Source organism: Kitasatospora sp. NPDC001539, assembly GCF_040298565.1.
In the GTDB taxonomy this organism is placed as follows: Bacteria; Actinomycetota; Actinomycetes; order Streptomycetales; family Streptomycetaceae; genus Kitasatospora.
In genome coordinates this window covers 21704-46769 of record NZ_JBEPAK010000007.1, presented here as the reverse complement: position 1 = coordinate 46769, position 25066 = coordinate 21704, and the positions used below count along the sequence as shown (strand labels likewise).

The 25066-nt window shown below is 74.4% G+C and carries 22 protein-coding genes and 1 riboswitch; of the genes, 12 read left to right on the top strand and 10 right to left on the bottom strand.

Translation table 11 applies throughout. The features are described from left to right. Positions 1 to 2: 2 nt before the first annotated feature. Positions 3 to 662, bottom strand: coding sequence for an FMN-binding negative transcriptional regulator (locus ABT247_RS03130; RefSeq protein ID WP_350737051.1), 660 nt, complete (start codon positions 660 to 662; stop codon positions 3 to 5). Positions 663 to 675: 13 nt separating this feature from the next. After that, entirely contained in the window at positions 676 to 1365 is a 690-nt protein-coding gene (locus ABT247_RS03125) for a pyridoxamine 5'-phosphate oxidase family protein (RefSeq protein ID WP_350737048.1), read from the bottom strand. A 35-nt stretch (positions 1366 to 1400) separates the two neighbouring features. Between ABT247_RS03125 and ABT247_RS03120 the strand changes: the two genes are divergently transcribed. Next, entirely contained in the window at positions 1401 to 2738 is a 1338-nt protein-coding gene (locus ABT247_RS03120; RefSeq protein WP_350737045.1) for an aminotransferase class I/II-fold pyridoxal phosphate-dependent enzyme, read from the top strand. 285 nt (positions 2739 to 3023) lie between these two features. Continuing rightward, positions 3024 to 4217, top strand: coding sequence for a GDSL-type esterase/lipase family protein (locus ABT247_RS03115; protein ID WP_350737042.1), 1194 nt, complete (start codon positions 3024 to 3026; stop codon positions 4215 to 4217). Between the two features lie 59 nt (positions 4218 to 4276). Here the strand turns inward: ABT247_RS03115 and ABT247_RS03110 are convergent, their stop codons facing one another. Then, entirely contained in the window at positions 4277 to 5635 is a 1359-nt protein-coding gene (locus tag ABT247_RS03110) for an NAD(P)/FAD-dependent oxidoreductase (RefSeq protein ID WP_350737039.1), read from the bottom strand. Between the two features lie 191 nt (positions 5636 to 5826). Here ABT247_RS03110 and ABT247_RS03105 point away from each other — a divergent pair, with 191 nt between their 5' ends. The 4 genes from ABT247_RS03105 (at position 5827) to purB (ending at position 9126) form a co-directional block, all read left to right on the top strand. After that, positions 5827 to 6582: a HipA family kinase gene (locus ABT247_RS03105; protein WP_350737037.1), complete on the top strand. Its 756-nt coding sequence runs from the start codon at positions 5827 to 5829 to the stop codon at positions 6580 to 6582. Next, a complete protein-coding gene (locus ABT247_RS03100; RefSeq protein ID WP_502892370.1) occupies positions 6579 to 7019 on the top strand; it encodes a DUF3037 domain-containing protein in 441 nt (146 codons plus the stop codon). Before ABT247_RS03105 ends, ABT247_RS03100 begins: the two co-directional genes overlap by 4 nt. A 162-nt stretch (positions 7020 to 7181) precedes the next feature. Continuing rightward, positions 7182 to 7640 (top strand): MarR family winged helix-turn-helix transcriptional regulator, encoded by a 459-nt coding sequence (locus ABT247_RS03095; protein WP_350737034.1) that lies wholly within the window; start codon positions 7182 to 7184, stop codon positions 7638 to 7640. A 55-nt stretch (positions 7641 to 7695) separates the two neighbouring features. Continuing rightward, positions 7696 to 9126, top strand: coding sequence for an adenylosuccinate lyase (gene purB, locus ABT247_RS03090; RefSeq protein ID WP_350737031.1), 1431 nt, complete (start codon positions 7696 to 7698; stop codon positions 9124 to 9126). Positions 9127 to 9152: 26 nt separating this feature from the next. Here purB and ABT247_RS03085 read toward each other — a convergent pair whose 3' ends face one another. Next, positions 9153 to 10685: an MFS transporter gene (locus ABT247_RS03085; RefSeq protein WP_350737027.1), complete on the bottom strand. Its 1533-nt coding sequence runs from the start codon at positions 10683 to 10685 to the stop codon at positions 9153 to 9155. A 317-nt stretch (positions 10686 to 11002) separates the two neighbouring features. Then, positions 11003 to 11177: riboswitch (cyclic di-AMP (ydaO/yuaA leader) on the top strand. Positions 11178 to 11179: 2 nt separating this feature from the next. Between ABT247_RS03085 and ABT247_RS03080 the strand changes: the two genes are divergently transcribed. Beyond that, positions 11180 to 12151: a M23 family metallopeptidase gene (locus tag ABT247_RS03080; RefSeq protein ID WP_350737024.1), complete on the top strand. Its 972-nt coding sequence runs from the start codon at positions 11180 to 11182 to the stop codon at positions 12149 to 12151. Between the two features lie 285 nt (positions 12152 to 12436). Here ABT247_RS03080 and ABT247_RS03075 read toward each other — a convergent pair whose 3' ends face one another. The 4 genes from ABT247_RS03075 to ABT247_RS03060 all read right to left on the bottom strand — a co-directional run bounded on the left by ABT247_RS03075 (position 12437) and on the right by ABT247_RS03060 (position 15726). Then, complete coding sequence (locus ABT247_RS03075; protein WP_350737021.1) at positions 12437 to 13153, bottom strand: DUF2470 domain-containing protein; 717 nt, start codon at positions 13151 to 13153, stop codon at positions 12437 to 12439. A 206-nt stretch (positions 13154 to 13359) separates the two neighbouring features. Further along, positions 13360 to 13767, bottom strand: coding sequence for a RidA family protein (locus ABT247_RS03070; RefSeq protein WP_350737018.1), 408 nt, complete (start codon positions 13765 to 13767; stop codon positions 13360 to 13362). Positions 13768 to 13832: 65 nt separating this feature from the next. Then, on the bottom strand, positions 13833 to 14585 hold the full coding sequence (locus ABT247_RS03065; RefSeq protein WP_350737015.1) for an IclR family transcriptional regulator: 753 nt from the start codon (positions 14583 to 14585) through the stop codon (positions 13833 to 13835). Positions 14586 to 14622: 37 nt separating this feature from the next. Further along, positions 14623 to 15726, bottom strand: a complete 1104-nt coding sequence (locus ABT247_RS03060) for a sugar kinase (protein ID WP_350737013.1) — start codon at positions 15724 to 15726, stop codon at positions 14623 to 14625. A gap of 285 nt (positions 15727 to 16011) precedes the next feature. Between ABT247_RS03060 and ABT247_RS03055 the strand changes: the two genes are divergently transcribed. The 5 genes from ABT247_RS03055 (at position 16012) to ABT247_RS03035 (ending at position 22795) form a co-directional block, all read left to right on the top strand. Then, positions 16012 to 17316, top strand: a complete 1305-nt coding sequence (locus tag ABT247_RS03055; RefSeq protein WP_350737010.1) for an alanine racemase — start codon at positions 16012 to 16014, stop codon at positions 17314 to 17316. Then, positions 17316 to 19094, top strand: coding sequence for an N-acyl-D-amino-acid deacylase family protein (locus ABT247_RS03050; RefSeq protein WP_350737007.1), 1779 nt, complete (start codon positions 17316 to 17318; stop codon positions 19092 to 19094). The genes ABT247_RS03055 and ABT247_RS03050 overlap by 1 nt, the downstream gene beginning before the upstream one ends. Beyond that, the gene (locus ABT247_RS03045; protein ID WP_350737005.1) at positions 19091 to 19759 is read left to right on the top strand and encodes a bifunctional 4-hydroxy-2-oxoglutarate aldolase/2-dehydro-3-deoxy-phosphogluconate aldolase; all 669 of its coding nucleotides are present in this window, start codon (positions 19091 to 19093) and stop codon (positions 19757 to 19759) included. Before ABT247_RS03050 ends, ABT247_RS03045 begins: the two co-directional genes overlap by 4 nt. Before the next feature lie 250 nt (positions 19760 to 20009). Further along, entirely contained in the window at positions 20010 to 21599 is a 1590-nt protein-coding gene (locus tag ABT247_RS03040; protein ID WP_350737002.1) for an alpha-amylase family glycosyl hydrolase, read from the top strand. A gap of 143 nt (positions 21600 to 21742) precedes the next feature. Further along, on the top strand, positions 21743 to 22795 hold the full coding sequence (locus ABT247_RS03035) for a hypothetical protein (RefSeq protein ID WP_350737000.1): 1053 nt from the start codon (positions 21743 to 21745) through the stop codon (positions 22793 to 22795). Between the two features lie 127 nt (positions 22796 to 22922). On the opposite strand, the gene ABT247_RS03030 is transcribed toward ABT247_RS03035, so the two are convergent. After that, entirely contained in the window at positions 22923 to 24230 is a 1308-nt protein-coding gene (locus ABT247_RS03030) for a CaiB/BaiF CoA transferase family protein (RefSeq protein WP_350736997.1), read from the bottom strand. Continuing rightward, positions 24227 to 25057, bottom strand: coding sequence for a (2Fe-2S)-binding protein (locus tag ABT247_RS03025; protein ID WP_350736995.1), 831 nt, complete (start codon positions 25055 to 25057; stop codon positions 24227 to 24229). Before ABT247_RS03025 ends, ABT247_RS03030 begins: the two co-directional genes overlap by 4 nt. Between the last annotated feature and the right edge of the window lie 9 nt (positions 25058 to 25066).

The window sequence follows — 25066 nt, the reverse complement described above, 5'->3', positions numbered from 1 at the left end:
AGTCAGTCCCCGGCGCCCACGGCGGCCGTGCGCCGTTGGTGACGCCGCAGCAGTTCGGCCCGGGCGCCGGCGTAGTGGTCGCGGCCGCGACCGGGGCCGGCGGCGCGTTCGGCGAGGCGCTCGGCGATCGCGTGCTGCGCCTCGGCGGGCTTCTTGTCGTCGAACTTGAACTTGGCCCGCACCTCCCGCACCGTCAGGCGGAGCCCGCGCAGCCCGGGCAGCTGCCGGGCGAGCTCGTCCGCGCCGGGCACCACCCGGACCTCGGGGGTCTCCGGCTGGAAGTGCGCCAGCTGGCGGTTGAGGATCTCCGCCTTGCCCGCGGCCGACTCGACGATCTCGGCGGTGCAGTGGAAGTGGACCGAGGCGTAGTAACTGGTGGGCGTGCCGGGCGCGCCGCGCCAGTGGCCGGGGGCGAAGGCGTAGTCGTCGGTGACCGCGAGGGTCACGTTGGGGTCGGCCCGGACGGCGGCCAGCAGCGGGTTGGGCGCGGCGAGGTGCAGCAGGATCTCGCCGCGCCCGGCGTCCAGCAGGAAGTGCGTCGGGACCAGCACCGGCCCCTCGTCGGGGCCGCCGTTGGCGGCGAGCAGGCCGAAGTCGCGGCCCTGCGCCAGCCAGGCGCGCCACTCGTCCTCGTCGCCGCGGTCCCAGGACCTGATCAGCATCGGTGCAGCCCTCTCAGCGGGGGTAGCCGCGCAGGTGCGCGGGCAGCGGTACGGACTCGTCGTACGGCACCGGGGCGCCGTGCACCGTGGTGACCGGGATCAGGCCGGACCAGTACGGCAGGTCGGCGTCCTCGGGGTCGTCGTCGGCGCCGTCGGCACGGATCTTGGCCGAGACCTCGTCGAGCTCCAGTCGGATCACGGCGGTCGCGGCGAGCTCCTTGGCGTTGGCGGGGCGGACCGCGCCGGAACGGCCGGGGACCGCGTGGTCGACCAGGGCGGCCAGTGCGACGTCCAGTTCCTGCGGGTCGGTGACCTGGTGGGCCGTGCCGTGGGCGACCACCGACCGGAAGTTCACCGAGTGGTTGAAGGCGGACTTGGTCAGCACCAGGGCGTCGACCTGGGTCACCGTGACGCAGACCGGCATGCCCTGGTCGCCGGAGGCACCGCGCAGCGGACGGCTGCCGGTGGAGCCGTGGACGTAGAGCCGGCTGCCGACCCGGGCGAAGATCGTCGGCAGCACGACCGGGGCGCCGTCGGCCACGAAGCCGAGGTGGCAGATGTAGGCGCTGTCGAGGATGGCGTGGATCGCCTCCTGCTCCCAGGTGGCGCGGTCCCTGTACCGGGTCGGGGTGGTGCGGGGGGTGCGGGCGTAGGTGGCGCCGTCGGTGCGCTCCGCGGCGCCGTCGGTGGGCGTGGCCGGCATGACAGACCTCTATGTACTAGTGCATAATGTTGTTTGTGCTAGGAGACTATCCGCTGAAAGGGCGGCGCGCCAGCGAAATCGCGGCCCACATCGAACAGGGCGTGAGCAGCGGGCGGCTCGCCCCGGGAACCACCCTGCCCCCGCTGCGCGACCTGGCAGCCGAACTCGGCGTCAACCCCAACACCGTGGCCGCCGCCTACCGGCTGCTGCGCGACCGGGGCGTGATCGAGACGGCCGGCCGCAAGGGCAGTCGCATCCTGCCCCGCCCCGCGCTCACCGCTCGGGACCGGATCCGCGTCCCGGTCCCCGCGCACGCCCGCGACCTCGCCGCCGGAAACCCGGATCCGGCCCTGCTGCCCGACCTCACCCAGGCGCTCGCCGCCGCCGCCGAGGCTGCGAGGGCCGAGCCCGTGCTGTACGGGCACCCGAAGGTCGACCCGGAACTGCTCGCACTGGCCCGGGCCTCGTTCGAGGCCGACGGGCTGCCCGGCGGCCCGATCGTGGTGGCCTCCGGCTCGCTGGACACCATCGAGCGCACCCTCGGCGCCCACCTGCGCCCCGGCGACGCGGTGGCGGTCGAGGACCCGGGCTGGGGAAGCCTGCTCGACCTGCTGCCCGCCATGGGGCTGCGGCCCGCGCCGGTACGGCTGGACGACGAGGGCCCGCTGCCCGACTCGCTGGCCTCCGCCCTCGGCGGGGGCGCCCGTGCGGTGGTGGTCACCAGTCGGGCCCAGAACCCGACCGGTGCGGCGCTCACCGCCCGGCGGGCCGAGGCGCTGCGGGCCGTCCTGGCCGGGCACCCCGGGGTGCTGCTGATCGAGGACGACCACGGCCACGGCATGGTCGACCAGTCGTACCACCCGCTGGTCGGGGCAGGGTCGCAGCACTGGGTGGTGGTGCGCTCGGCGGCCAAGGCGTACGGGCCGGACCTGCGGGTGTCGGTGGCGGTCGGGGACCAGGAGACGATCGGCCGGGTGGCCGGACGGCTGCGGCTGGGCGCGGGATGGGTCAGCCACCTGCTCCAGCGCACCGTCGCGGAGCTGTGGCGCAGCGACGCGGCGCCGGTCGCGCGGGTGGCGGCCGTCTACCGGGCGCGGCGGGACGCGCTGCTGGGCGAACTGGCGGCGCGTGGCATCGCGGCGCACGGGGAGAGCGGGCTGAACGTCTGGGTCCCGGTGCCGGACGAGGCCTCGGCACTGGCCGCGCTGGTGCAGCGCGGCTGGGTCCCGGCGCCGGGCGCGCGGTTCCGGATCCAGTCGCCGCCCGGGCTGCGGTTCACCACGGCGCGGCTGGAGGCGGCCGACGCCCGACGGTTGGCCGACGACCTGGCGCAGGTGCTGGGATCGGCCGGCGCCGACTCGCGGCTGGTGTGAGCGCGGCCGGCGGGGTGGCCGGAGCCGGCCGGGTGGCCGGGGGCGGGTGGTTCGGGGGCGGGTGGTTCGGGCCCTGCTCCCGGGGCGGGCGGAGCACGGGTCGTTCCCCCCGGGGCGGCCCCGGCCGAACCCGTCGGTAACAAATGCGGAAACCTGACGCACACGCCTAGCGGCGGCGGCCGGGGCCATGTCATCTTCATCGCGCCACCGGCCGGCGGCCCACCCTCACCTACGCGTCTTCCCGTCCCCACACCGCGGGGAGACCGAGCCGCAGGAGTTTCCGCCGTGCCCGAAAACCGTTCGAGCCTCACCCGCAGCGCACCCCGACTCGCCCGCCGGCTGCTGGCCGCAGCCTTCGCCCTGCCGCTGACCGTGGCGGGGCTGGCCGTCGCCGCCCCGGCCGCGGCCGCCCCGGCCGCCGTCCCCTCGGGGCCGACGGCGAGCGTGGCACTCGGCGACAGCTACATCTCCGGCGAGGCCGGGCGCTGGATGGGCAACGCCGCCGGCACCAGCGGCAGCCGCAACGGCACCGACCGGGCCTGGAACGGCACTTCGGCCGACCCCTCGGTGGTCTACGGCGCCACGGCGGCGAGCGGCTGCGACCGCTCCGACGTCGCCGAGGTGCTCGGCGCATCGACGGTCGCCCAGAACCGGATCGACCTGGCCTGTTCCGGGGCCGTGACGGCGAACGTCTTCCGGGCCGCCAACGGCGGCCAGTCGTTCAAGGGCGAGGCCCCGCAGGCCGACCAACTCGCCACCGTGGCACGGCAGAACAACGTCAAGCTGATCACCCTGTCGATCGGCGGCAACGACCTGGGCTTCGGCAGCATCATCTCCGACTGCGTGCAGGACTACCTGATCTGGTACTCGTACTGCCACGGCTCGGCGCAGTCCTCGATCGACTCCAGGATGCCGGCCGCGATGGCCGGGGTGGGCAAGGCGATCGACGAGATCCGCGCGGTGATGACCGCCGCGGGCTACGCGCAGTCGGACTACCGGCTGGTGCTGCAGTCCTACCCGTCGCCGATCCCGCGCAGCGCCGAGATGCGCTACCCGGAGAGCGGCTGGAGCCGTTCGGACACCGGCGGCTGCCCGTTCTGGGACGGGGACGCCGACTGGGCGCGCGACTCGATGGTCCCGCAGATCTCCGGCGCGCTGGCCGGGGTGGCGGCGACCAAGGGCGTCCAGTTCCTCGACCTGTCCGACATGCTGCAGGGCCGTGAGGTCTGCTCGACGGCGACCCGGCAGCCGACCGCGAGCAGCGGTCCGTCCGCGACGACCAGTGAGTGGGCGCGGTTCCTGGACGGCGGGCTCAACACCACCCAGGGCGTCCTCCAGGAGTCGATGCACCCCAACTACTACGGGCAGTTGGCGCTCGGACGCTGCCTCACCCTGGTGTGGGCGCAGAGCGGCGGGAACTACGCCTGCCGCAACACGGCGGGCAAGGACGCGAGCGGGATGTACCTGACCGCACGGTGACCCGCGCGCCCCGGCGCCCGCCGCGGTGGTTCGCGGCGCGCGCCGGGGGCGTTCCGGGATCAGCCCTTGGCCAGCAGGGACTGGGCGTGGGCGCGCACCTGATCCTTCGTCAGGTAGGCGTCGGTGTACTCGAAGTCGCGCAGGCGGGCGGGCTGGCGGGCGAGGAAGCCGGTGCGGACGAAGTCGTCCCCGGCGGTCGCGTTCAGCAGCCAGTTCGCGCCCACCCGGAACTTGGCCGCATTGGTGCGCATCGCCATCAGGTGGTAGCCGCGGGCCACCAACTGGGCGGGCAGTCCGTGCAGTTCGACACCGACCGGCTTGGAGACCGCGTCCTTGCCGCCGAGGTCGACCACCAGGCCCAGGTCCTTGTGGTAGTACGGCTCCAGCGGTTGGTGGCGCAGCGAGGCGATCACGTTGTCGGCCACCGCGCGGCCCTGCCGGGCCGAGTGCTGGGCGGTCGGCGGGCAGACCGCGCCGTCGCCCTTGGCGAGGTCCGGGACGGCCGCCGCGTCGCCGAGCGCGAACACGCCCTCGAACTGCGGCACCCGCATCTCCGCCGTCACGGCGAGCCGGCCGCGGACCGTCTCCGCGTCCAGGGTGCCGATCAGCGGACTCGCGGCCACGCCCGCGGTCCAGATCAGCGTGCGGCAGGGCAGCACCCGCCCGTCGGTGAACTTGACCGTCTCGGCGCCGACTTCCGCCACCGACACGCCCAGGGACACCTCGATGCCGCGGCCCCGCAGGATCTCCAGGGCGGCGTTGCCCAGTGCGTCGCCGAGTTCGGGCATCAGCTTCGGGGCGATGTCGATGAGGTGCCACTTGATCTGCCGGGCGTCCAGCCGCGGGTAGCGGCGGGCAGCGGCGGTGGTGAGGCGCTGCAGGCAGGCGGCCGTCTCGGTGCCCGCGTAGCCGCCGCCGACCACCACGAACTGCAGCCGCGACTCGCGCTCCCGCTGGTCCACGGTGGCCGAGGCGAGGTCGAGTTGGGCGATCACGTGGTCGCGGATGTAGGCCGCCTCGGCGAGCGTCTTCATGCCGCGGGCGTAGTCGGTGAGCCCGGGGATGTCGAAGGAGCGGGTGACGCTGCCGGGGGTGAGCACCAGGACGTCGTACTTCTGCGCGACCACCTCGTCGGTGATCTTGCGGACGACGCAGACCTTGGAGGCCGGGTCCACGCCGATGGCGCCGCCGGGCACGATGTGGGTGCGGCGCAGGGTGCGGCGCAGCGACACGGCCACGGACTGGGGGGTGAGGACGCCGGCGGCGACATGGGGGAGGAGGGGGAGATAGAGCTGGTAACTGAACGGCGTGACCAGCGAGATCTCGGCCTCCGACGGCGAGAGCTTGCGTTCGAGGCGGCGCGCGCACTCCAGGCCGGCGAAGCCACCGCCCACGATCAGGATCCGAGGTCGTTCCATCGCTCATCCCTTTGTCGTGCAGGTCGTCAGAGTCCCCAATCACTGTCCGCCACACTCGCACGGAGCAGCGGTCGCTGCCACTGGGAGAGGGCGTCTGAGGTAGGTGGTGCGGATGGGGCCGGTGTGGCGCGGGGACGGGCCGCGGGACGGCTGCGCACGGCGGTGCGGGGTGCACGGATAAGCTGTCGGGCGTGCTCCCCGAGGTGACGGCGGTCCGGTACGTGACGCCACTGCGAGAAGGCGGCTCGATGCCGGGCCTGGTCGAGGCCGACGACCGGCGGCTGTACGCGCTGAAGTGGGTGGGCGCGGCGCAGGGCCGGAAGGCGTTGGTGGCGGAGGTGCTGGCCGGGGAGTTGGGCCGGCGGCTCGGGCTGCCGGTGCCGGAGCTGGTGACCGTCGACCTGGACCCGGTGCTCGCGCGGAGCGAGCCGGACCACCAGATCCAGGACCAGATGCGGGCCAGCGGCGGCACCAACCTCGGCATGGCCTTCGTCAGCGGCGCCCTCAACTTCGATCCGCTCTGCTTCGACGTGGACCCGGAACTCGCCGGGCAGGTGGTCTGGTTCGACGCGCTGATCGGCAACGTCGACCGCTCCTGGCGCAATCCCAACCTGCTGGTGGCGACCGGCGGGCTGCGGCTGATCGACCACGGCGCGAGCCTGATCTTCCACCACAACTGGGCGGGCGCCGCCGCCTGGGTGCGCCGTCCGTACGACGCCTCCGACCACGCGCTGCTGCGCGCGCGTCCGGACCTGGCGGCGGCGGACAAGGCGCTGGCGCCGCTCGCGGAGGCGGCGGTCGAGGCGGCGGTGGCGCAGATCCCCGAGGTCTGGCTGGTGGACGAGTTCGGCTTCGACTCGCCCGACGAGGTGCGCGCCGCGTACCGTTCCCAGCTGACCGGGCGACTGGCCGGTCCGCGCGACTGGCTGCCGGAGGTGCCCGCATGACCGAGCCGCTGCCGACCGGGCTGCCGGCCCGGGTTCCGGCCGGGCTTCCGGCCGTGGTGGAACTGCACGACTACGAGTACGCCGTGATCCGTGCGGTGCCGAGGGTCGAGCGGGGCGAGTGCGTCAACGTCGGGGTGCTGCTGTACTGCCGGCAGAACGCCCACCTGGCCGCGCGCACGCACCTGGACCAGGCGCGGCTGCTGGCGTTGGACCCGGTGGCGGACGTGCACGGGGTGCGGCGGGCCCTCCAGGGGATCGAGGCGGTCTGCCTCGGCGGCCCGTCGGCCGGTCCGGCGGCTTCGGACAGCCCCGGGCAGCGGTTCCGCTGGCTGACCGCACCGCGCAGCGCGATCGTCCAGCCGGGACCGGTGCACACCGGGCTGACCGCGGACCCGGACGCCGAGCTGCGGCGGCTGTTCGACCAGCTGGTGCTCTGAGGCGGCCCGGCGGAGCGCTCGGCGGGTGCACCGCGGGCGGGCGGGCGGCGGATGCGCGGCGCGTCCGCGCGGACCCCGAACGGCGGAACCGCGAGGCGGCTCGCCGACGGTTGCCGTGGTCAAATCTTGAGTTACTGAAGCACTCCGCCGTACGCTGGCCCCATGGGTTCGACCTCGACGACGACCGTACCGACCAACGCCGAGCTGATGGAGGCGTTGGCCGCCGTCGGTGCCGCGTACTTCCAGGACTTCGCGGCGGCCGCGGCCCGGCACGGGCTCTCCTCCTCCCAGGCCAAGGCGCTGGGCGCGGTGCAGGAGCCGGTGCCGATGCGGGCGCTCGCCGGGCGGCTGGGCTGCGACGCGTCGAACGTGACCGGGATCGTGGACCGGCTGGAGTCGCTGGGCCTGGCCAACCGCGAGGCCGCGGCCGGCGACCGCCGGGTGAAGATCGTGGTGATCACCGACGAGGGCCGGGAGATCCTCAACCGCATCCGCAGCGAGATGGGCCGCACCCACCAGGCCTTCGAGGCGATGACCGACGAGCAGCGGGTCGCCCTGCACTCCATCTGCGCACAGGTCCTGCCGGTGCTGGCCGGCCGGACGGGCGCCGCACCGCAGTAGCGGGGCGTCCGCCCGCCGACGATCGGCGTGACCTCGGCTGTTAGGCTTGCGAAGCGTGAGCGCGAAGCCCCAGATCCCCAATGTCCTGGCCTCCCGGTACGCCTCGGCGACCCTGGCCCAGCTGTGGTCCCCCGAGCACAAGGTGGTCCTCGAGCGCCACCTGTGGCTCGCCGTCCTGAAGGCCCAGCAGGACCTGGGTGTCGAGGTGCCGGCCGGTGCCGTCGCCGACTACGAGCGGGTGATCGACCAGGTCGACCTCGGCTCGATCGCCGCCCGTGAGCGGATCACCCGCCACGACGTGAAGGCCCGGATCGAGGAGTTCAGCGAGCTCGCTGGCCACGAGCAGATCCACAAGGGCATGACCTCCCGCGATCTGACCGAGAACGTCGAGCAGCTGCAGGTCCGCCAGTCCCTGGAGCACGTCCGGGACCGCACGGTGGCCGTGCTGGTGCGCCTCGCGAGCCTCGCCGCCCAGCACTCCGAGCTGGTCATGGCCGGCCGTTCGCACAACGTGGCCGCGCAGGCCACCACCCTCGGCAAGCGCTTCGCGTCGATCGCCGACGAGCTGCTGGTCGCCTTCCGCCGCCTGGAGGAGCTGATCGCCCGCTACCCGCTGCGCGGGATCAAGGGCCCGGTCGGCACTGCCCAGGACATGCTGGACCTGCTCGGCGGGGACACCGAGAAGCTGGCCGAGCTGGAGCGCAGGGTCGCCGCGCACCTCGGCTTCGACAACGTGCTGACCAGCGTCGGCCAGGTGTACCCGCGCTCGCTGGACTTCGAGGTGCTCACCGCCCTCGTCCAGCTGGCCGCCGCCCCGTCCAGCCTGGCCAAGACCATCCGCCTGATGGCCGGCCACGAGCTGGTGACGGAGGGTTTCAAGGAGGGCCAGGTCGGCTCCTCCGCGATGCCCCACAAGATGAACACCCGCTCGTGCGAGCGCGTCAACGGCCTGGCCGTGATCCTGCGCGGCTACGCCTCGATGACCGGCGAGCTGGCCGGCGACCAGTGGAACGAGGGCGACGTCTCCTGCTCGGTGGTGCGCCGGGTCGCGCTGCCGGACGCCTTCTTCGCCTTCGACGGCCTGCTGGAGACCTTCCTGACCGTGCTGGACGAGTTCGGCGCCTTCCCGGCCGTGGTCGAGGCCGAGCTCGACCGCTACCTGCCGTTCCTGGCGACGACCAAGGTGCTGATGGGCGCGGTGCGTGCGGGCGTCGGCCGGGAGACCGGGCACGAGGTCATCAAGGAGCACGCCGTCGCCTCCGCGCTGGCGATGCGCGCGGGCGCCCGGGAGAACGAGCTGCTGGACCGGCTGGCCGCCGACGAGCGGATCCCGCTGGACCGGGCCGCGCTGGACGCGCTGCTGGCCGACAAGCTGTCCTTCACCGGCGCGGCCGGTGCCCAGGTCGCCGAGGTGGTCCGCCGGGTGGAGGCCGTCGCGGCCGCCTACCCGGAGGCCGCCAAGTACGCGCCGGCCGACATCCTCTGACGGGGCGGGCGTCCGACGACGCCCGGTCAGCCCTCCGAGGGCCCTGCCGCCGAACCGGTGGCAGGGCCCTCGTGCAGGTGGACGTGGCCCGGGTCGAGCGGCGGGGTGGTGCCGCAGTTCCATGCGCAGTCCGGCTCGGCGACCGGCCGGTCCTCGGGGGCGAGCACGTTGCCGCGGACGGTGGTGAAGGCGATCAGCCCGCCGCAGGCCAGCAGGCCCGCGCAGATCAGCATCGCGGTGTGGAAGGCGGAGTCCACCGCGGACGGCACCCGGTAGTCGTCGCCGCTCAGCCCGGCCAGCGCGGGGAGGGCGGCCACCGCCAGCAGGCCGGCCGCGCGGGCGGCGGCGTTGTTGACACCGCTGGCGATGCCCGCGTGCCGTACCTCGACGGCCGCCAGCACCGTGGCGGTCAGCGGTGCCACCAGCAGCGTCATCCCGCTGCCCATCACCACGACGGCGGGCAGCACGTCCGCCCAGTAGGAGGACCCGGGGCCGGTGCGCAGCATCAGCAGCACCCCGGCGGCGCACAGCAGCGGGCCGACGGTGAGCGGGATGCGCGGGCCGATCCGCTTGCCGAGGCGCCCCGCGCGCGCCGAGAAGCCCAGCATCAGCAGCGTGATCGGCACCAGGGCGAAACCGGAGACCAGCGGGCTGAAGCCGGACACGATCTGCAGCTGCACCACCAGCAGGAAGAACACCCCGCTGAACGCCGCGTAGACGCACAGGGTGACCAGGTTCACGGCCGTGAACAGCCGGGAGGAGAACAGGCCGAGCGGCAGCATCGGCTCGGGTGCGCGGCGTTCGACGGCGACGAAGGCGGCCCCGAGCAGCAGGCCGGCCGCGCCGGAGACCCAGACGGCCGGGGACAGGCCCTCCCCGGCGGCGGTGAGGGCGTAGGTGATGGCACCGAGGGCGAGCGCGGCGAGCAGGGCGCCGGGCACGTCGAAGCGGCCGGAGGCGGACTCGTCGCGGCTCTCCGGTACGTAACGGGAGGTCACCGCGACCACGGCGGCGGCCAGCGGCAGGTTCAGCAGGAAGATCCAGCGCCAGCCGGGGCCGTCCACCAGCCAGCCGCCGAGGAAGGGGCCGACGGCCGCGGACACCCCGCCGAGCCCGGACCACAGGCCCACCGCGGCCGAGCGGTCGTCAGGGTCGAACACCGCCTGGAGCATGGCGAGCGAGCCGGGGGTGAGCAGCGCCCCGCCGATGCCCTGGACGGCCCGGGCCAGGATCAGCACCTGGATGTTCGGGGCGGCGGCGCAGGCGGCGGACGCGGCGGCGAACCAGATGACGCCGATCAGGAACACGCGGCGCCTGCCGTACCGGTCGCCGAGCGCTCCGCCGAGCAGGATCAGACCCGCCAGCGTGAGCAGATAGGCGTTCAGCGTCCACTGCAGGGCTGCCAGGGAGGCGCCCAGGTCGGCGCCGATCCGGGGCAGGGCGACGTTCACCACGGTGCCGTCGAGCATCGCCATGCTGGAGCCGAGCACCGTTGCCAGGAGCACCCAGCGACCCTGCGCGGTGCTCAGGCGCAGGGTGCCGGCCTTGGAGGTGGCCACGGCCCGATCCTGCGCCCCGTGGGGTGCACGTGACAAGGGTCACCGGAAGGTGTGTTCGCCGCGCACGATGCGTGACGGGTGCGCCGCGCTGGGTGTGCGTGTTCGCCGCAGGGTCGTGGATCAGTGGCGCCACGTGTTTGGGTTGTGTACGTACAGTGCGCCGGATCATGCGGAGGGTCACCGGTCGGCGGGGGATCGTGCTGCGTTCAAGAGATCGACATTGCTTCACCCGAACGGATGGGTTTTAGTTCAGCGACCGCTCGGCCAGCCCGGGTGGATCCACCGGGTGGAACGCCGAGTCCTGCCGCTGCCGGGTGGTTCGAACTGAGCTCTGTACGGCAGGAGCGGGGGACCCACAGGTAAGTCGCCGGACCGGATCCGCGCTTCGCAGCGCGAACGTCCAGGACCGGCTAGGGGTGAAGCCGCGCATGCGGCCGGGCAACTCCAGCCCGAACCCGACAGCTCACCTCGCAGGCGTCGGAGAGGAAAATTCCATGCCTGCTCAGGCCCGTCGTATCGCCCTGCCCCGCGCAGCCCGCATCGGCATCGCGACCGCCGTCACCGGTGTGTCCTTCGTGCTTCCGCTCGTGACCACCGTGAGCGCCCAGGCCCACACCGCCCCCGCGGCTCCGGCCGCCGCTCCGGCGGCGCAGCCCGCCGCCGCCGCGGACGCCCCGGCTGCCGCTCCGGCCGCTGCCCCGGCCGCCGCCCAGGAGAGCTACCGCGTCGTCAGCGGTGACAGCCTGTCGAAGATCGCCGACGCCAAGCACGTCGAGGGCGGCTGGCACGCGCTGTACGAGCGCAACCGCTCGGTGGTCGGCGCCAACCCGAACCTGATCTTCCCGGGTCAGCAGCTGTCCATCACGGCTCACGCCGACGCCCCCAAGCCGGCTGCTCCGGCCAAGCCCGCCGCTCCGGCCAAGCCCGCAGCTCCGGCCAAGCCGGCCGCCCCGGTGCAGACCCGGACCGAGGCCGCCAAGCCGGGCGCCCAGGTCCAGACCCAGGTTCAGACCGCCGCCCCGGCCCCGGCCGTCGCCGCCGCGCCGGTCGCCGCCACCTCGGGCTACGTCGCCCCGCTGGCCCACCCGGTGCTGGGCGAGGCCTACGGCGTGGCCGGCTCGATGTGGGCCTCCGGGCACCACACCGGCCAGGACTTCGTCGCCGCTACCGGCACCCCGCTGCGTGCGGTCGCCAACGGTGTCGTGGTGAAGGCCGGCAACGGCGGCGCCTACGGCAACGAGGTCGAGATCAAGCTCGCCGACGGCAAGTACGCCCAGTACGCGCACCTGTCCGTGATCGGCGTGAAGATCGGTCAGACCGTCACCGTCGGCCAGCAGCTCGGCCTCTCCGGCGCCACCGGCAACGTGACCGGCCCGCACCTGCACTTCGAGATCCGCACCGGTCCGGAGTACGGCTCGGACATCGACCCGGTCGCCTACCTGCGCGCCCACGGCGTCGCGCTCTGACCCGGTCCGACCGCAGGTCGGCCCCGCTCGGACGCAGCTCCGACCGCGGGTTCCAGAACCACCGCTGGTGCGGGGCGAATCGACCGCCCGGGATGGTCATGTCGGGTGACCGCTCGACCGGGTGATCGCCGCACCGGTGGACATGGGCGCGGGACACGCCCAAGGCCGGCCCGGTGCCACGAGGACTCCTCGTGGCGCCGGGCCGGCCTCTGCCGTTTCCAGGGGGCGGCTCCGCGGGCGCACCCGGGCTGCCATCGGCGGGACGGTGGGCCGCGCCGGGGCCGGTCAGTTCCGGCGGGCGGGCAGGCCGTGCTCGGCGGCGCCCAGCAGGGCGTGCATCCGGTGGCCGAAGTCCTCGGTGTCACCGGCGGGTTCCGGGAAGACCAGGCGGACGTCGCGGTGGCCGTGCGGGTGGTCCAGGCGCAGCACCAGGCCGTAGCGGTCCAGGGCGAGCGGGCGGACGTCCGGATGTCCGGAGAGCAGGCCGGGATCGAGCAGCCTGGTGAGCAGGGCGAGGGCGTCGGCGTGCTCGTCGGCCAGATGGGTGAGCAGCGCGGCCTCGTGACGTGCCAGCGGATCGGGAGCCGCGGCGGCGAGGTCGGCGGCGGTGAGCGCGCCGGTGCCGTACGGGGTGGCGAGGACGGCGTGGGCGACGTCCACGCGCAGGTGGACGCTGAGGCCGTCGTCGGCGAGGTGGGCCAGGTGCAGCCGGCCGGCCAGGGTGAGGCGGGCGCGGATCCGGTCGCGGACGGCCACCGGGGAGACGTCGGTGACGTCGACCACGACGGCCAGGCCGCCGACGGCGCCGACGGCGGCCGTGGTGAGCGGGGCGTCGAGCGGGGCGCGCAGGCGCAGCCGGGTGCCGTGGACGGAGACCGGGGTCTCCAGGTCGTGGCGCTCGCCGAGGGCGCGGACGGTGAGCGAGGAGGTCGCGCTGAGCAGGCTCCGGGCGCGTTCGGCGGTGGTGGGCTCGGGCTCGGTGTCGGCGGTGGACGGGGTCATGCGCCCACCTCGTGGAGCGTGCTCATGAACGGACCTCCTCTTGGTTAGGTGAGGCTAACCTAATGTCCGGGTGGGGGTGTGGCAAGCGGGCGACGGCGCAGGGCACGCCGAGGGCCCGGACGCGCGGTTGCGGCATCCGGGCCCTGCGGGGTCGGGCGGTGGCGGTTCGCGCCGGCCGGTGTCCGCCGGTGCCCGCCGGTGCGTCGTCAGCCGACGACGGCCTGGGCGTCGATCTCCACCAGCATGGACTCCTGGGGGAGTTCCACGAAGACGGTGGTGCGGCAGGGCTTCACGCCGCCGGGCTTGACGTTCTCCTCGATGAACTCGGCGTAGGCCTCGTTCATCAGCGGGAAGTCGGCACGCTTGGTGAGGTAGACGCGGAACATCACCACGTCCTCGATGGTGGCGCCGCCCGCCTCGACGACGGCCTTGACGTTCTCCAGGGTGCGGCGGGTCTGGGCCCGCACGTCACCGTGGTGGACGATCTCGCCGGTGGCCGGGTCCTGTGCGCCCTGACCGGACACCTGCAGGATCGGGCCCTTGCGCACGCCCTGGGAGAACATCCAGGCGGGGACGGGGGCGCCGTCGGTACGAATCTCGGTCTTGTCGGGCACGGGGCTCCTTCTGTCGTGGCGGGTCGTCGGCCTGTCGTGACGGCTCACCGGCCTGTCGTGGGGAGTCATCGGTTTCGCTCGGGTCGGCCGCAGTCGGCCGAAACGGCGCGGGCGGTGGCGAGCAGCTGCGGCAGGAGGTCCAGCACCTGCTCGTACGGGAGGACGACGTCGGGCACGGAGATCGACGCGGCGGCGACCACCCGTCCACTGGCGTCCCGGATCGGTGCGGCCACGCAGTTGATGAAGGACTCGTGTTCGGCGTGGTCCTGCGCCCAGCCCTGGGCGGCGACCTTGTCCAGCTCCGCGAGCAGCGCTTCGGGCGTGGTGAGGGTGCGCCCGGTGTGCGGGGTGAAGTCGATCCCGGCCACCACCCGGCGGCGCTCGGGCAGCGGCAGGTCCGCGAGCAGCACCTTGGAGACGGCGGCGCAGTGCAGTGCGGCGCGCAGACCGATCCGGGAGTACATCCGGACGGGATGGCGGGAGTCGAACTTGTCGATGTAGACCACCTCGCCGCCCTCGTACGCGGCCAGGTGCACGGTCTGGCCGGTGGCGGCGTTCAGTTCGGCGAGGTGCGGGGCGGCGATCCGGCGGATGCCGCGCTGCTCCAGGGCGAGGCCGGAGAGCGCGAACAGGCCCGCGCCGAGGTGGTAGCGGTAGGCCGCGTCGCGGTAGACGAACCGTTCCTCCTCCAGACTCTGGAGGAGCCGGAGCACGGTGGTCTTGTGGACGCCGAGCACCTCGGCCAGCTGGTCGAGGGAGCGCTCGCCCTCGCCGAGCTGGGCGAGGATGCGCAGGGCGCGGGTGACGGTCTGGCTCATCGGGCTCGGGCTCCGGTCGGGGGGCTGGAAGGAGTGCTCATCGTGCCGGTGCCCGGAGCGCGGGGGAGACGACGCCTCCGGCGGTGACCCGGGTGGCCGCCCAGTCGGCGGCCGGGGCGTCGAGCAGCGCCGCCACCACGTGCGCGGGCGGCAGTTCGGCCTGGTCACCGGGAGTGGTCAGCGCGCAGGCCGCGCTCAGATGGCCGAGCCGCAGCCGGCGGCGCTGGTCCAGGCCGCGGAGGGTGCCGGCCAGGTAGCCGGCCGCGAAGGCGTCACCCGCGCCGGTGGCTTCGACCACCTCGACGGCCAGCGCCGGTTCGCTGACCGCCGTACCGTCCCGCTCCAGGGCGGTGACCGCCCGGGCGGCGTCCTTGACCACCACCGTGGCGGGGGAGGGGAAACGGCGGCGCAGCGCGGCGGGCTCGCCGGTGCCGAAGGCGTCCAGCGCCTCGTCGGTGCCGAGCAGCAGCAGGTCGGCGGCGTCCAGCAGGGGCGGCAGCACGGCGGGGTCGCGGTCCCGCCACAGCGCGGGGCGCCAGTTGAGGTCGAAGCTGACCAGCCCCGGGCCTTCGGCGGGCGGGACCCCGGCGCCCGGTCGGCGCTCGACGACGAGAGCGCGCAGCAGGGCCAGGCAGTCGTCGGAGAGCGCGGCGGTGATGCCGGACAGGTGCAGCAGCCGGGCGCCGGCCAGCAGCGCGGCGGCGGCCGGGTCGGCAAGCAGGGCGGGGGACAGCGCAGCGGCCGCGGAGCCGCGCCGGTGGTAGTGCAGGCGGCTGCGGCCGGGACCGAGGTCGTGCCGGTGGCCGCTGGCACCGCCGACCTCCTTGAGGTACAGGCCGGTCGGGCGGTGCGGGTCGACGGAGACGGCGGAGACGTCCACGCCCCGGGCGGCGACCTCGGCGACCAGCCGGCGGCCGAAGCCGTCGTCACCGACCCGGCTGATCCAGGCGGTCGGCACACCGAGTGCGGCCAGCGTCCCGGCCACGTTGGACTCCGCGCCGCCGACGGAGAGCCGGAAGTTCTCCACCACCTCCAGCGGGCCGGGGCGGTCCGGCAGCAGGACGGCCATCGACTCGCCCACGCACACGGCCGTCGGCGGAGTCCCGGGCGGGGTCGGGCCCGGGGTGTCCTGTCGCGGCATCTGGTGGGCTCCTCTGTGCGGCCGGCGGTCGGCGTCGTGCGCGGCGTTCCGTCGACGGGTGTTCCGTGCGCGGGTGTTCCGTCGACGGGCTCTCCGTGCACGGGTGTTCCGTCGGCGGCCGTCCCGTCCGCAACCGTTGCGGGCGAGTCGACCTGTCGACCTGTCGACCTGGTCCGACCGTCAGTCGGGTCCGTTGACCGTGATCCGGCGCCGATGCTAGAACCGTGCTGGCAGCATGTGCAACCCGCGTTGCACATGTTGCAATCCGGCGAGTTGGAGGACAGGGTGGAGCAGACGTTCGCGAGCAGCGCCGACGGACCGGGCATCGCCGGGGACGCGGTGGCGGCACTGGCCGACGAGACCCTCGACTGGCGGTTCAAGGCCGCCCCGCCGGAGAGTTGGGGCCACTCCGTCCGGGACTGGCTCGCCACCGGGCCCACCCTCTCCTCGCTCGGCACCCCGCTGCTCACCCTCGACGCCGCCGCCCTCGACCACAACGTCCGCACCATGGCCGACTGGTGCGCCAAGGCGGGCGTCGCACTCACGCCGCACGGCAAGACCACCATGGCTCCCGCGCTGTGGCAGGCCCAGCTGGCCGCCGGCAGCCACGGCATCACCCTCGCCAACCTGCCCCAGGTCAGGGTCGCCCGGGCCTTCGGCGTGCAGCGCATCCTGCTCGCCAACACCGTGGTCGACCCGGCCGGGCTGGCGTGGCTCGCCGCCGAACTGGCCGCCGACCCGGGCTTCGCCTTCCTCTGCTGGACCGACTCCACCGAAGGCGTCCGGCTGATGGACGAGGCGCTGCGCGCCGCCGGGGCCGAGCGGCCGGTCGAGGTGCTGGTCGAACTCGGCGGCCCGGGTGGGCGGACCGGGGCCCGCGGGGTGGAAGCCGCCGTCGAGATCGCCGCCGCCGTGCTGCGCGCGCCGACCCTGCGGCTCGCAGGTGTCGGCGGATACGAGGGCGCGCTCGCCCACGACGCCACGGCCGAGGGGCTGACCACCGTCCGCCACTACCTGAAGGCCCTCGGCGAACTGCACGGCCGGCTCGCCGGCGCCTACCCGGACGGCACCCCGCCGGTGGTCTCGGCCGGCGGCAGCGCCTACTTCGACCTGGTGGTCGAGGAGTTGGCCGCCCTGCCGGAAGCCCTGGTGGTGCTGCGCTCGGGCGCGTACATCGCCCACGACGACGGCTTCTACCGGGGCATCTCGCCGCTCGCCCGGCACGGCGGCGACACCGCCCCCTTCCGGGGTGCACTGCACGGCTGGGCCAGGGTGACCTCCCGGCCCGAACCGCACCTGGCACTGCTGGACGCGGGCAAGCGCGACCTGCCCTTCGACGAAGGCCTGCCCGAGCCGCAACTCGTGCGCGGCGGGGCGCACTTGGCCGGCACGGCGGCCCGGATCACCGCGCTCAACGACCAGCACGCCTTCCTGCGCGACGCCGGAGACCTCGCGCCGATCGGCGCGGTGCTGCGGCTCGGCGTCTCACACCCGTGCACGGCCTTCGACAAGTGGACGGCGATCCCCGTACTGGACTCCGCCGACGCGGCCGAGCCGAAGGTCACCGGGCTGGTCAGGACGTTCTTCTGATGGCGGGGGCGGGGGCGGGGGCGGGGGGAACGGGGGGAACCGTCCGCCCCGCGGAGGCGGCGGCCCCCCGAGCCGAGAGGACCGTCTTCAAGGGAGCGACGGTCGTCGACGGCACCGGGGCCGAACGCTACCGGGCCGACGTCCGGATCGCCGACGGCCTGATCACCGAGATCGGCCCGGACCTGGACGGCCCCGCCGTGGTCGACGCCGACGGCCTGGTCCTCACGCCCGGCTTCATCGACATGCACGCCCACTCCGACCTGGCCCTCCTCCTCGAGCCCGAGCACCCGGCCAAGGTCACCCAGGGCGTCACCTGCGAGGTGCTCGGTCAGGACGGGCTCTCCTACGCCCCCGTGGACGACACCACGCTGGCTGCACTGCGCCGCCAACTGGCCGGCTGGAACGGCGATCCTCCGGACCTCGACTGGGACTGGCGCGACGTCGCCGGCTACCTGGACCGCATCGACCGCACCCGGCCGGCCGTGAACGCCTGCTACCTCGTGCCGCACGGCTCCCTGCGGATGCTCGCCATGGGCTGGGCGGACCGCCCACCGACCGCCGCCGAACTCGACCGGATGCGGCACGTGCTGGCGAAGAGCCTGCTGGACGGTGCGGTCGGCATGTCCAGCGGCCTCAGCTACACCCCAGGGACGTACGCGGACACCGCCGAGCTGGTCGAGCTGTGCACGGTGGTCGCGGCCTACGACGGCTTCCACGCTCCGCACCAACGCTCCTACGGATCAGGGGCGTTGGAGGGGTACGCGGAGATGGTCGAGATCGCCAGGCGGTCCGGCTGCGCACTGCACCTGACCCACGCGACGATGAACTTCGAGGTCAACCGGGGCCGGGCGGACGAACTGCTGGCGCTCGTCGACCAAGCGATCGCCGAGGGCGTCGACATCACCCTGGACAGTTACCCCTACCTGCCTGGCTCCACCACCCTGGCCGCGCTGCTGCCGAGTTGGGTCGGCGAGGGCGGACCGGCCGCCACTCTGACCCGGCTGGCCGACCCGGTGGCGTGCGAGCGGATCCGGCGCGAACTGGAGGAGACGGGCAGCGACGGTTGCCACGGGGTGGCCGTCGACTGGGCGACGGTGCAGGTCTCCGGCGTCGGTTCGGCCGAACTGGCTGACGTGGTCGGCCGGACCATCGCCGAACTCGCCGGGAGTCCCCGACCCGCCGGCCCCGCCGGGAGTCCCCGGTCTGCCGGCCCCGCCGGGAGCCCCCGACCCGCCGGCCCGGCCGGCCCCGCCGGGCGCGCCGCCGCCACCTGGGGGCGGGACGGGACGGAGGTCTTCCTCGACCTGCTGCGGCGGGACGGCCTGGCCACCACGATCCTCCAGCACGTCGGGCACGAGGAGAACGTCCGGGCGATCATGCGTCACCGCGCGCACACCGCCGGCAGCGACGGCCTGCTGGTCGGCGCCCGGCCGCACCCGCGCGCCTGGGGCACCTTTCCACGCTACCTCGGCCACTACGGCCGGGAGTTGGGAGTGCTGACTCTGGAGGAGGCGGTCGCCCGGATGACCGGTCGCCCCGCCGCCCGGCTGGGACTCCACCGGCGCGGGCGGATCGCCCCCGGACACCACGCCGACCTGGTGCTCCTCGACCCCGAGCGCGTCCGGGACACCGCCACCTTCGAGCGACCCCGGCTGCCGGCCGAGGGGATCGAGTACGTGTACGTCAACGGCACCGCCGTCGTCCGGCAGGGACGCACCACCGGCGCTCGCCCGGGCCGCGCCCTGCGCCGCACCGACCGAGGAACTCTGGCCCCATGACTCCTTCCACAGGCCTCGCCGCCGATCCGCCGACCGGCTCCCGGGCGCTGGACGGGGAGTCGGTGATCGCGGTGGTCCGCGCGCCGCGCATCCCGGACGCCGCCGCGCTCTGCGCGGCACTCGCCGAGGGCGGGATCCGGCTGACCGAACTCACCTACACCACACCGGATGTCACGGCGCATCTGGCGCGAGCCGCAGGGGCCGGGTGGCGGGTCGGCGTCGGGACGGTGCTGACCGCGGAGCAGGCCGAGCGGGGCATCGCCGCCGGCGCCTCCTTCCTGGTCACGCCCGGCTGCCGGCCCGAGGTCGCGGAGGCGGCGCGGGCGGCCGGGGTGCCGGTGGTCCTGGGAGCCCTCACGCCGACCGAGGTGGCCCGGGCCGTCGACCTCGGGGCTGCCGCCGTCAAGATCTTCCCGGCCAGGGCGTTCGGGCCCGGCTACTTCAGGGACCTCCACGGGCCGTACCCGGAGGTGCCGCTGGTGGCCTCGGGCGGGGTGAACGCGGGCAACGCCGCCGAGTTCCTGGCGCAGGGTGCGCTCGCCGTGTGCGCGGGGACGGACGTGGTGCCGCCGGAGGCGGTCGTGGCGGGGGACTGGGCGGAGATCACCCGGCGGGCCCGGGCGTTCACCCGGGCCTGTGCGGCGGCGGGCGAGACCGGGCGGTAGCGGCGGGGCCGGGCGGTGGCGGCGGGGCCGGGCGGTGGCGGTGGGGTCGGGCAGCCGCGAGTCGCCGCGTGGTGGAGGTGGTCTGTCGGGACGGCCGGGATTGGACGAGAATCGTTGGCAGCCCGGCTCGGTCCGACTCGGCTCGCTCCGACTCGGCTCGGTCCGACGCTCGGGTCGGCACAGCCCAGCCCAGCCTTCGGCCGAGGCCCGTACGGCCCCCGGCCCCGGCCCCGGTAGGAGGACCTGCCCCATGACCTCGTCCCGCCCCGCCCCCGACTGGCTGGCCGACGCCGTCCTCTACCAGATCTATCCGCAGAGCTTCGCGGACTCGAACGGCGACGGCATCGGCGACTTCGCGGGCATCACCGAGCACCTCGACCACCTCGCCTGGCTCGGTGTGGACACGGTCTGGCTCAACCCCTGCTTCGCCTCGCCCTTCCGCGACGCCGGTTACGACGTCAGCGACTACCTCACGCCGGCGCCCCGCTACGGCCGTACCGAGGACCTGGTGGCCCTGGTGGAGGCGGCGCGCCGGCGGGGCATCCGGGTCCTGCTGGACCTCGTCGCCGGGCACACCTCCGACCGCCACCCCTGGTTCCTGGCCTCCGCCGAGGACCCGTCCGACCACCGCTACATCTGGTCGGACCGGCAGGTGGACGGCTTCGTCGCCTCGCCCGGCAGCCGCCCCGGCTGGTACCGGCCGAACTTCTTCGACTGCCAGCCCGCGCTCAACTTCGGCTACGCCCGCAGCCGTTCGGAGGAACCGTGGCGCCAGCCGGTGGACGCCGAAGGGCCGCGCGCCAACCGGGCGGCGCTGCGCGGGATCATGGCGCACTGGCTGGGCCTCGGCGTGGCCGGGTTCCGGGTGGACATGGCGTACTCGCTGGTCAAGGACGACCCGGAGAAGGCCGAGACCGCGAGGCTCTGGACCGAACTGCGGGCCTGGCTGGACCGTGCCCACCCCGAGGCCGTGCTGCTCGCGGAGTGGGGCGAGCCGGCCGCCGCCGTCGCGGCCGGGTTCCACGCGGACTTCTTCCTGCACTTCGGCGGGGCGGACCACGGCCTTCCGCTGCGCTCGCTCTGGAACAACGGGGGCGGGACGGTGGAGGAGTTCTGGCAGCAGGGCCCGTGCTTCTTCGACGCCGAGGGGCTCGGCACCCCGCAGCCCTTCCTGGACGCCTGGCGCTCCGCCGCCGAACTGACCGGGGGCAGCGGACACATCGTGCTGCCCACCGCCAACCACGACTTCTCCAGGCTCGCCACCGGCCCGCGCGGCGAGGAGCAACTCGCGGCCGCCTTCGCCTTCCTGCTCACCTGGCCGACCCTGCCCGCCGTCTACTACGGCGACGAGATCGGCATGCGCTACCTGCCGGGGCTCCCCGACGTCGAGGGCAGCGTGCTCGGACCGCGCTACAACCGGGCGGGCTCGCGGACCCCGATGCAGTGGACGCCCGGCCCCGGCGCCGGCTTCTCCACCGCCCCGCCCGAGCGGTTCTACCTGCCGGTGGACCCGGATCCGCGGCGGCCGGACGTGCTCTCCCAGCGGGCCGACCCGACCTCGCTGCTGCACACCGTCCGCCGGCTGATCGCGCTGCGCCGGGCGCACCCCGGGCTGGGCTCGTCCGGCGGCGTGGAGGTCCACAACGCCGACTACCCGATGGTGTACACCCGGGCCGGGCGGTACCTGGTGGTGGTGAACCCGCGGCGGGAACCGGGGGCGGTGCGGCTCGCGGACGGCTGGGCCGGGGCGCGGCCGTTGGAGGCGCAGGGCGCGCGGCTGGTGGACGGCGAACTGCGGGCGGGCGGCTTCTCGTACGGAGTGTTCGAGCTGCGCAGCTGAGCCGCGTGCCGGGCCGGGCCGGCTCGGCTTCCGATCGGCGTCGGATGGTTGTAAGCTACATCCGTAGATGGTTGCATTTACCACCTTAATGGGTGGGAATCGCGGCCGTGACCGAGAGCTCGCCGGAGGACGGTACGAACACCATGAGCACACCCCAGCCACCTGCCGCAGCGCCCGCCCTGGGGCACTCGCTCAAGCACCTCGCCGTCCACCTGCTCACCCCGCTGCTGATGTGCCTCGGCATGGCGCTCGCCTACCAGGGTGCGTTCCACCAGCCGGAACCGAACCACCTCAAGGTCGCCGTCGTCGGGGCGGGGCCGCAGGCACAGGGCCTCGCGCAGACGATCCAGACCAAGGCGGGCTCCGCGCTGGACGTCCGCACGGTCGCAGACCGCGCCACCGCCGAACAGCAGCTGCGCGACCGCGGCCTGGTCGGCGCCTTCGTCCCGGACGCCAGGAACCCCGAGCTGATCGTGGCCAAGGGCAACTCGGACACCTCGGTGGTGGCCGCCACCGCGGTGTTCACCAACGTCACCGACAAGCAGGGCGTCCCGCTGCACGTCACCGACCTCACCACCCTCGCCGAGGGCGACCCGACCGGACAGGGCCTGTTCTTCCTGCTGGTCGCCCTGAGCATCGGCTCCTACGCCAGCGTCGCGGTGATCGGCGCGGCCGGTGCGGGCCTGAGCATGCGGGTCCGGGCGATGGTGGGCCTCGCGGTCTCGCTGGTGGTGAGCGTGATCGGGATCGTCACCGCCGGGCCGCTCTTCCACGTGGTCGACCGCGACCACGCCGCCGTGTGGGCGCTCGGCTGGCTCTACTCGGCCGGCATCCTGCTGATCGGCATCGGCCTGCACAGCTTCCTGAAGAAGTGGACCACGCTGGCCCTGATGGTGCTGTTCGTGATGCTGAACTTCACCTCCTCCGGCGGGGTCTACCGCCCCGAGCTGCAGAACGGATTCTTCGGCGCGCTGCACGGATTCTGGAACGGTGCCGGCTTCCTGGAAGGCGCCCGCACCGTCATGTACTTCGACGGCGGCGCCGGGCTCGGCGGGCACGTGGTGACGCTGGTGGTGTGGCTGCTGCTCGGCGGCGCGGCGGTGCTCGCCGCGGCGGCGTACGAGCGCCGCGGACGCCGTTCGGTGGAGACGCCGGCGGAGGCCGAGGAGGACATGGAGGAGGCGGTCGCGGTCTGAGGACCATGGACGACGGGGGTTCGAAGGGCTTCACCCGGTGCCGGGGCATCGACACCGGGTGGGGATCGGCGGCCCGTGCCCGGCCTTGGACAAGCCGGGCGCGGGCCCGTTCGCGTTCCGGGCCAGCTCACGCTCCCGGTTCCCCGAGCGGCGCGCCGGTCGCAGGGGCGGCCGGAGCGTCGAGCCAGGCGATGAGTTCGGCGGTGTGCTCGCCGAGCCGGGGCGGTGGCAGGTCGTACCGGGGCGGGGTGCGGGAGAGGCCGATCGGATTGGCGACCAGGTCCATCGGGCGGCCGTTCGCTTCGTCCCGACCCTCCTGTCCGTCCTGTCCGTCGTGTCCGTCCCGTTTCTCCTGCCGGTGCCGGCCCTCCCGCCCGTGCGGGCCCTCCTGCCCGTGCCGGACCTCATGTGCGTGTCGGCCCGGCACGGTCGCCCGGGGGTGCAGACCGAGGGAGTCGGCGAGGGCGAAGGCCCCGGCCAGGTCGTTGACCGGGCCGCAGGGCACGCCGAGCGGGGTGAGCACCGCGAACCACTCGGCGGCGGTCCGCCGCCGGAGCCGGGCGGAGAGCTCGGTGGCGAGCACCTCGACCTGTGCGACCCGGAGGCTGTTGGTGGTGAAACGAGGGTCGGCGGCGAGTTCCGGTGCGTCCAGGCCCCGGCAGAGGGCGGCGAACTGCCGGTCGTTGCCGACGGCGACCACCAGCGGTCGGTCGGCGGCCGGGAACACCTCGTACGGGGCGATGGAGGGGTGGCGGTTGCCGAGGACGCCCGGTACCACCCCGGCCAGGGTGTAGCCCGCGGACTGGTTGACCATTCCGGAGAGCAGCGTGGAGAGCAGGTTCACCTCCACCCGCTGGCCGCGCCCGGTGGCCTCGCGCTCGCGCAGCGCGGCCAGCACGCCGACCGCCGCGTGCAGCCCCGTCAGCACGTCGACCAGCGCGACGCCCGTCTTCACCGGCTCGCCGGGCGCCGGGCCGGTGACGGACATCAGACCGCCGACGGCCTGCACCAGCAGGTCGTAGCCGGGCAGTCCGGCACCCGGGCCGGTGCCGAAGCCGGTGATCGAGCAGTAGACCAGCCGGGGGTTGAGGGCTTCGGCGTCCGCCGGGCCCAGACCGTGCCGGTCCATCGTGCCGGGGCGGAAGTTCTCCACCAGCACGTCGGCCCGGCGCACCAGTTCGAGGGCACGGGCGCGGTCGGCGGGATCGCGGAGGTCGAGGGTGAGGGAGCGCTTGTTGCGGTTGACGGAGAGGAAGTAGGTGGCCTCGCCGTGGGCGTGCGGCGGGCCCCAGGCGCGGGTCTCGTCGCCGGTGCCGGGCCGCTCGACCTTGATGACGTCGGCACCGAGGTCGGCGAGCAGCATGGTCAGGTAGGGCGCGGCGAGCACCCGGCCGAAGTCGGCGACCAGCACGCCGTCGAGCGGCAGGCCCGTCATGCGGTGTCCTTCCTCGCCGCAGCCGTACGCGCGGCCGGCGGCCGGGTGAAGCAGCAGTCCCCGCAGAGGCCCGCGCCCGGCCCGGTGCGGTAGTAGAGGCAGCAGCTGGTCCGACGGAAGGCCGTGCCGTTCCGCCCCGTGCGCAGCACGCCGGACCCGGCCAGCGGCGGGCGGTCCAGCAGCTCCGCGACCAACTCCCGGGCCCGGCCCGGTGCGTGCGGGTCCAGCACCCGCAGGGTTCCGGCCAGGGCGGAGGCGGCGTTGCCGCGCAGCAGCCCCGGCGAGAGCGGGACGGCGGCCCGGACGGCCGCCGCGAGCGGCTCCAGGCGGCCCACCAGGACGGCCCGGTGCAGCTGGTCGCCGAGGCTGCCGGCATCGGTCGACGGCTGGTCGGGCGGAGTCCAGAGGTCGATCGGGCCCTGGTCGGGGATCCGCACCCAGGCCCGCTCCAGCGTCGGGACCGTCCCCAGCAGGACGGCCGCGCCGAGGCCCACCGACCAGAAGCGGGCGGCCAGACCGAGGTGCAGGATCGAGGCCGCGACGCGGAGCTCGACGGTGCCCAGTCGCCGGGCCACCACCCGGATCCGGGCGGCGAGCGGCGCGTCCGGCCCGGTGCCGTACAGCTCCGGCAGGGGGCGGAAGCCCGGCGGCGGGCCGCCCGGCGAGGTGTCGAGCGCGAAGTACGGGCCGACGGCGGCGAGGTGGGCGTAGTCCGGGGAGCGCCGGTGGTCGGGGTGGTCGGGCTGTCCGGGATGGTCGGGCTGTCCGGGCTGTCCGGGCTGTCCCGGGCGGTCGGGTTGTCCGGGGCGGGTGGGTGCGGGGTTCAACGGCTCTCC

Bases quoted from the DNA above. Each gene is read 5' to 3' on its own strand.
- ABT247_RS03130 (WP_350737051.1), bottom strand. From the start codon at position 662: ATGCTGATCAGGTCCTGGGACCGCGGCGACGAGGACGAGTGGCGCGCC.
- ABT247_RS03125 (WP_350737048.1), bottom strand. From the start codon at position 1,365: ATGCCGGCCACGCCCACCGACGGCGCCGCGGAGCGCACCGACGGCGCC.
- ABT247_RS03110 (WP_350737039.1), bottom strand. From the start codon at position 5,635: ATGGAACGACCTCGGATCCTGATCGTGGGCGGTGGCTTCGCCGGCCTG.
- ABT247_RS03100 (WP_502892370.1), top strand. From the start codon at position 6,579: ATGACCGAGCCGCTGCCGACCGGGCTGCCGGCCCGGGTTCCGGCCGGG.
- ABT247_RS03095 (WP_350737034.1), top strand. From the start codon at position 7,182: ATGGGTTCGACCTCGACGACGACCGTACCGACCAACGCCGAGCTGATG.
- ABT247_RS03080 (WP_350737024.1), top strand. From the start codon at position 11,180: ATGCCTGCTCAGGCCCGTCGTATCGCCCTGCCCCGCGCAGCCCGCATC.
- ABT247_RS03075 (WP_350737021.1), bottom strand. From the start codon at position 13,153: ATGACCCCGTCCACCGCCGACACCGAGCCCGAGCCCACCACCGCCGAA.
- ABT247_RS03065 (WP_350737015.1), bottom strand. From the start codon at position 14,585: ATGAGCCAGACCGTCACCCGCGCCCTGCGCATCCTCGCCCAGCTCGGC.
- ABT247_RS03060 (WP_350737013.1), bottom strand. From the start codon at position 15,726: ATGCCGCGACAGGACACCCCGGGCCCGACCCCGCCCGGGACTCCGCCG.
- ABT247_RS03050 (WP_350737007.1), top strand. From the start codon at position 17,316: ATGGCGGGGGCGGGGGCGGGGGCGGGGGGAACGGGGGGAACCGTCCGC.
- ABT247_RS03045 (WP_350737005.1), top strand. From the start codon at position 19,091: ATGACTCCTTCCACAGGCCTCGCCGCCGATCCGCCGACCGGCTCCCGG.
- ABT247_RS03040 (WP_350737002.1), top strand. From the start codon at position 20,010: ATGACCTCGTCCCGCCCCGCCCCCGACTGGCTGGCCGACGCCGTCCTC.
- ABT247_RS03035 (WP_350737000.1), top strand. From the start codon at position 21,743: ATGAGCACACCCCAGCCACCTGCCGCAGCGCCCGCCCTGGGGCACTCG.
- ABT247_RS03030 (WP_350736997.1), bottom strand. From the start codon at position 24,230: ATGACGGGCCTGCCGCTCGACGGCGTGCTGGTCGCCGACTTCGGCCGG.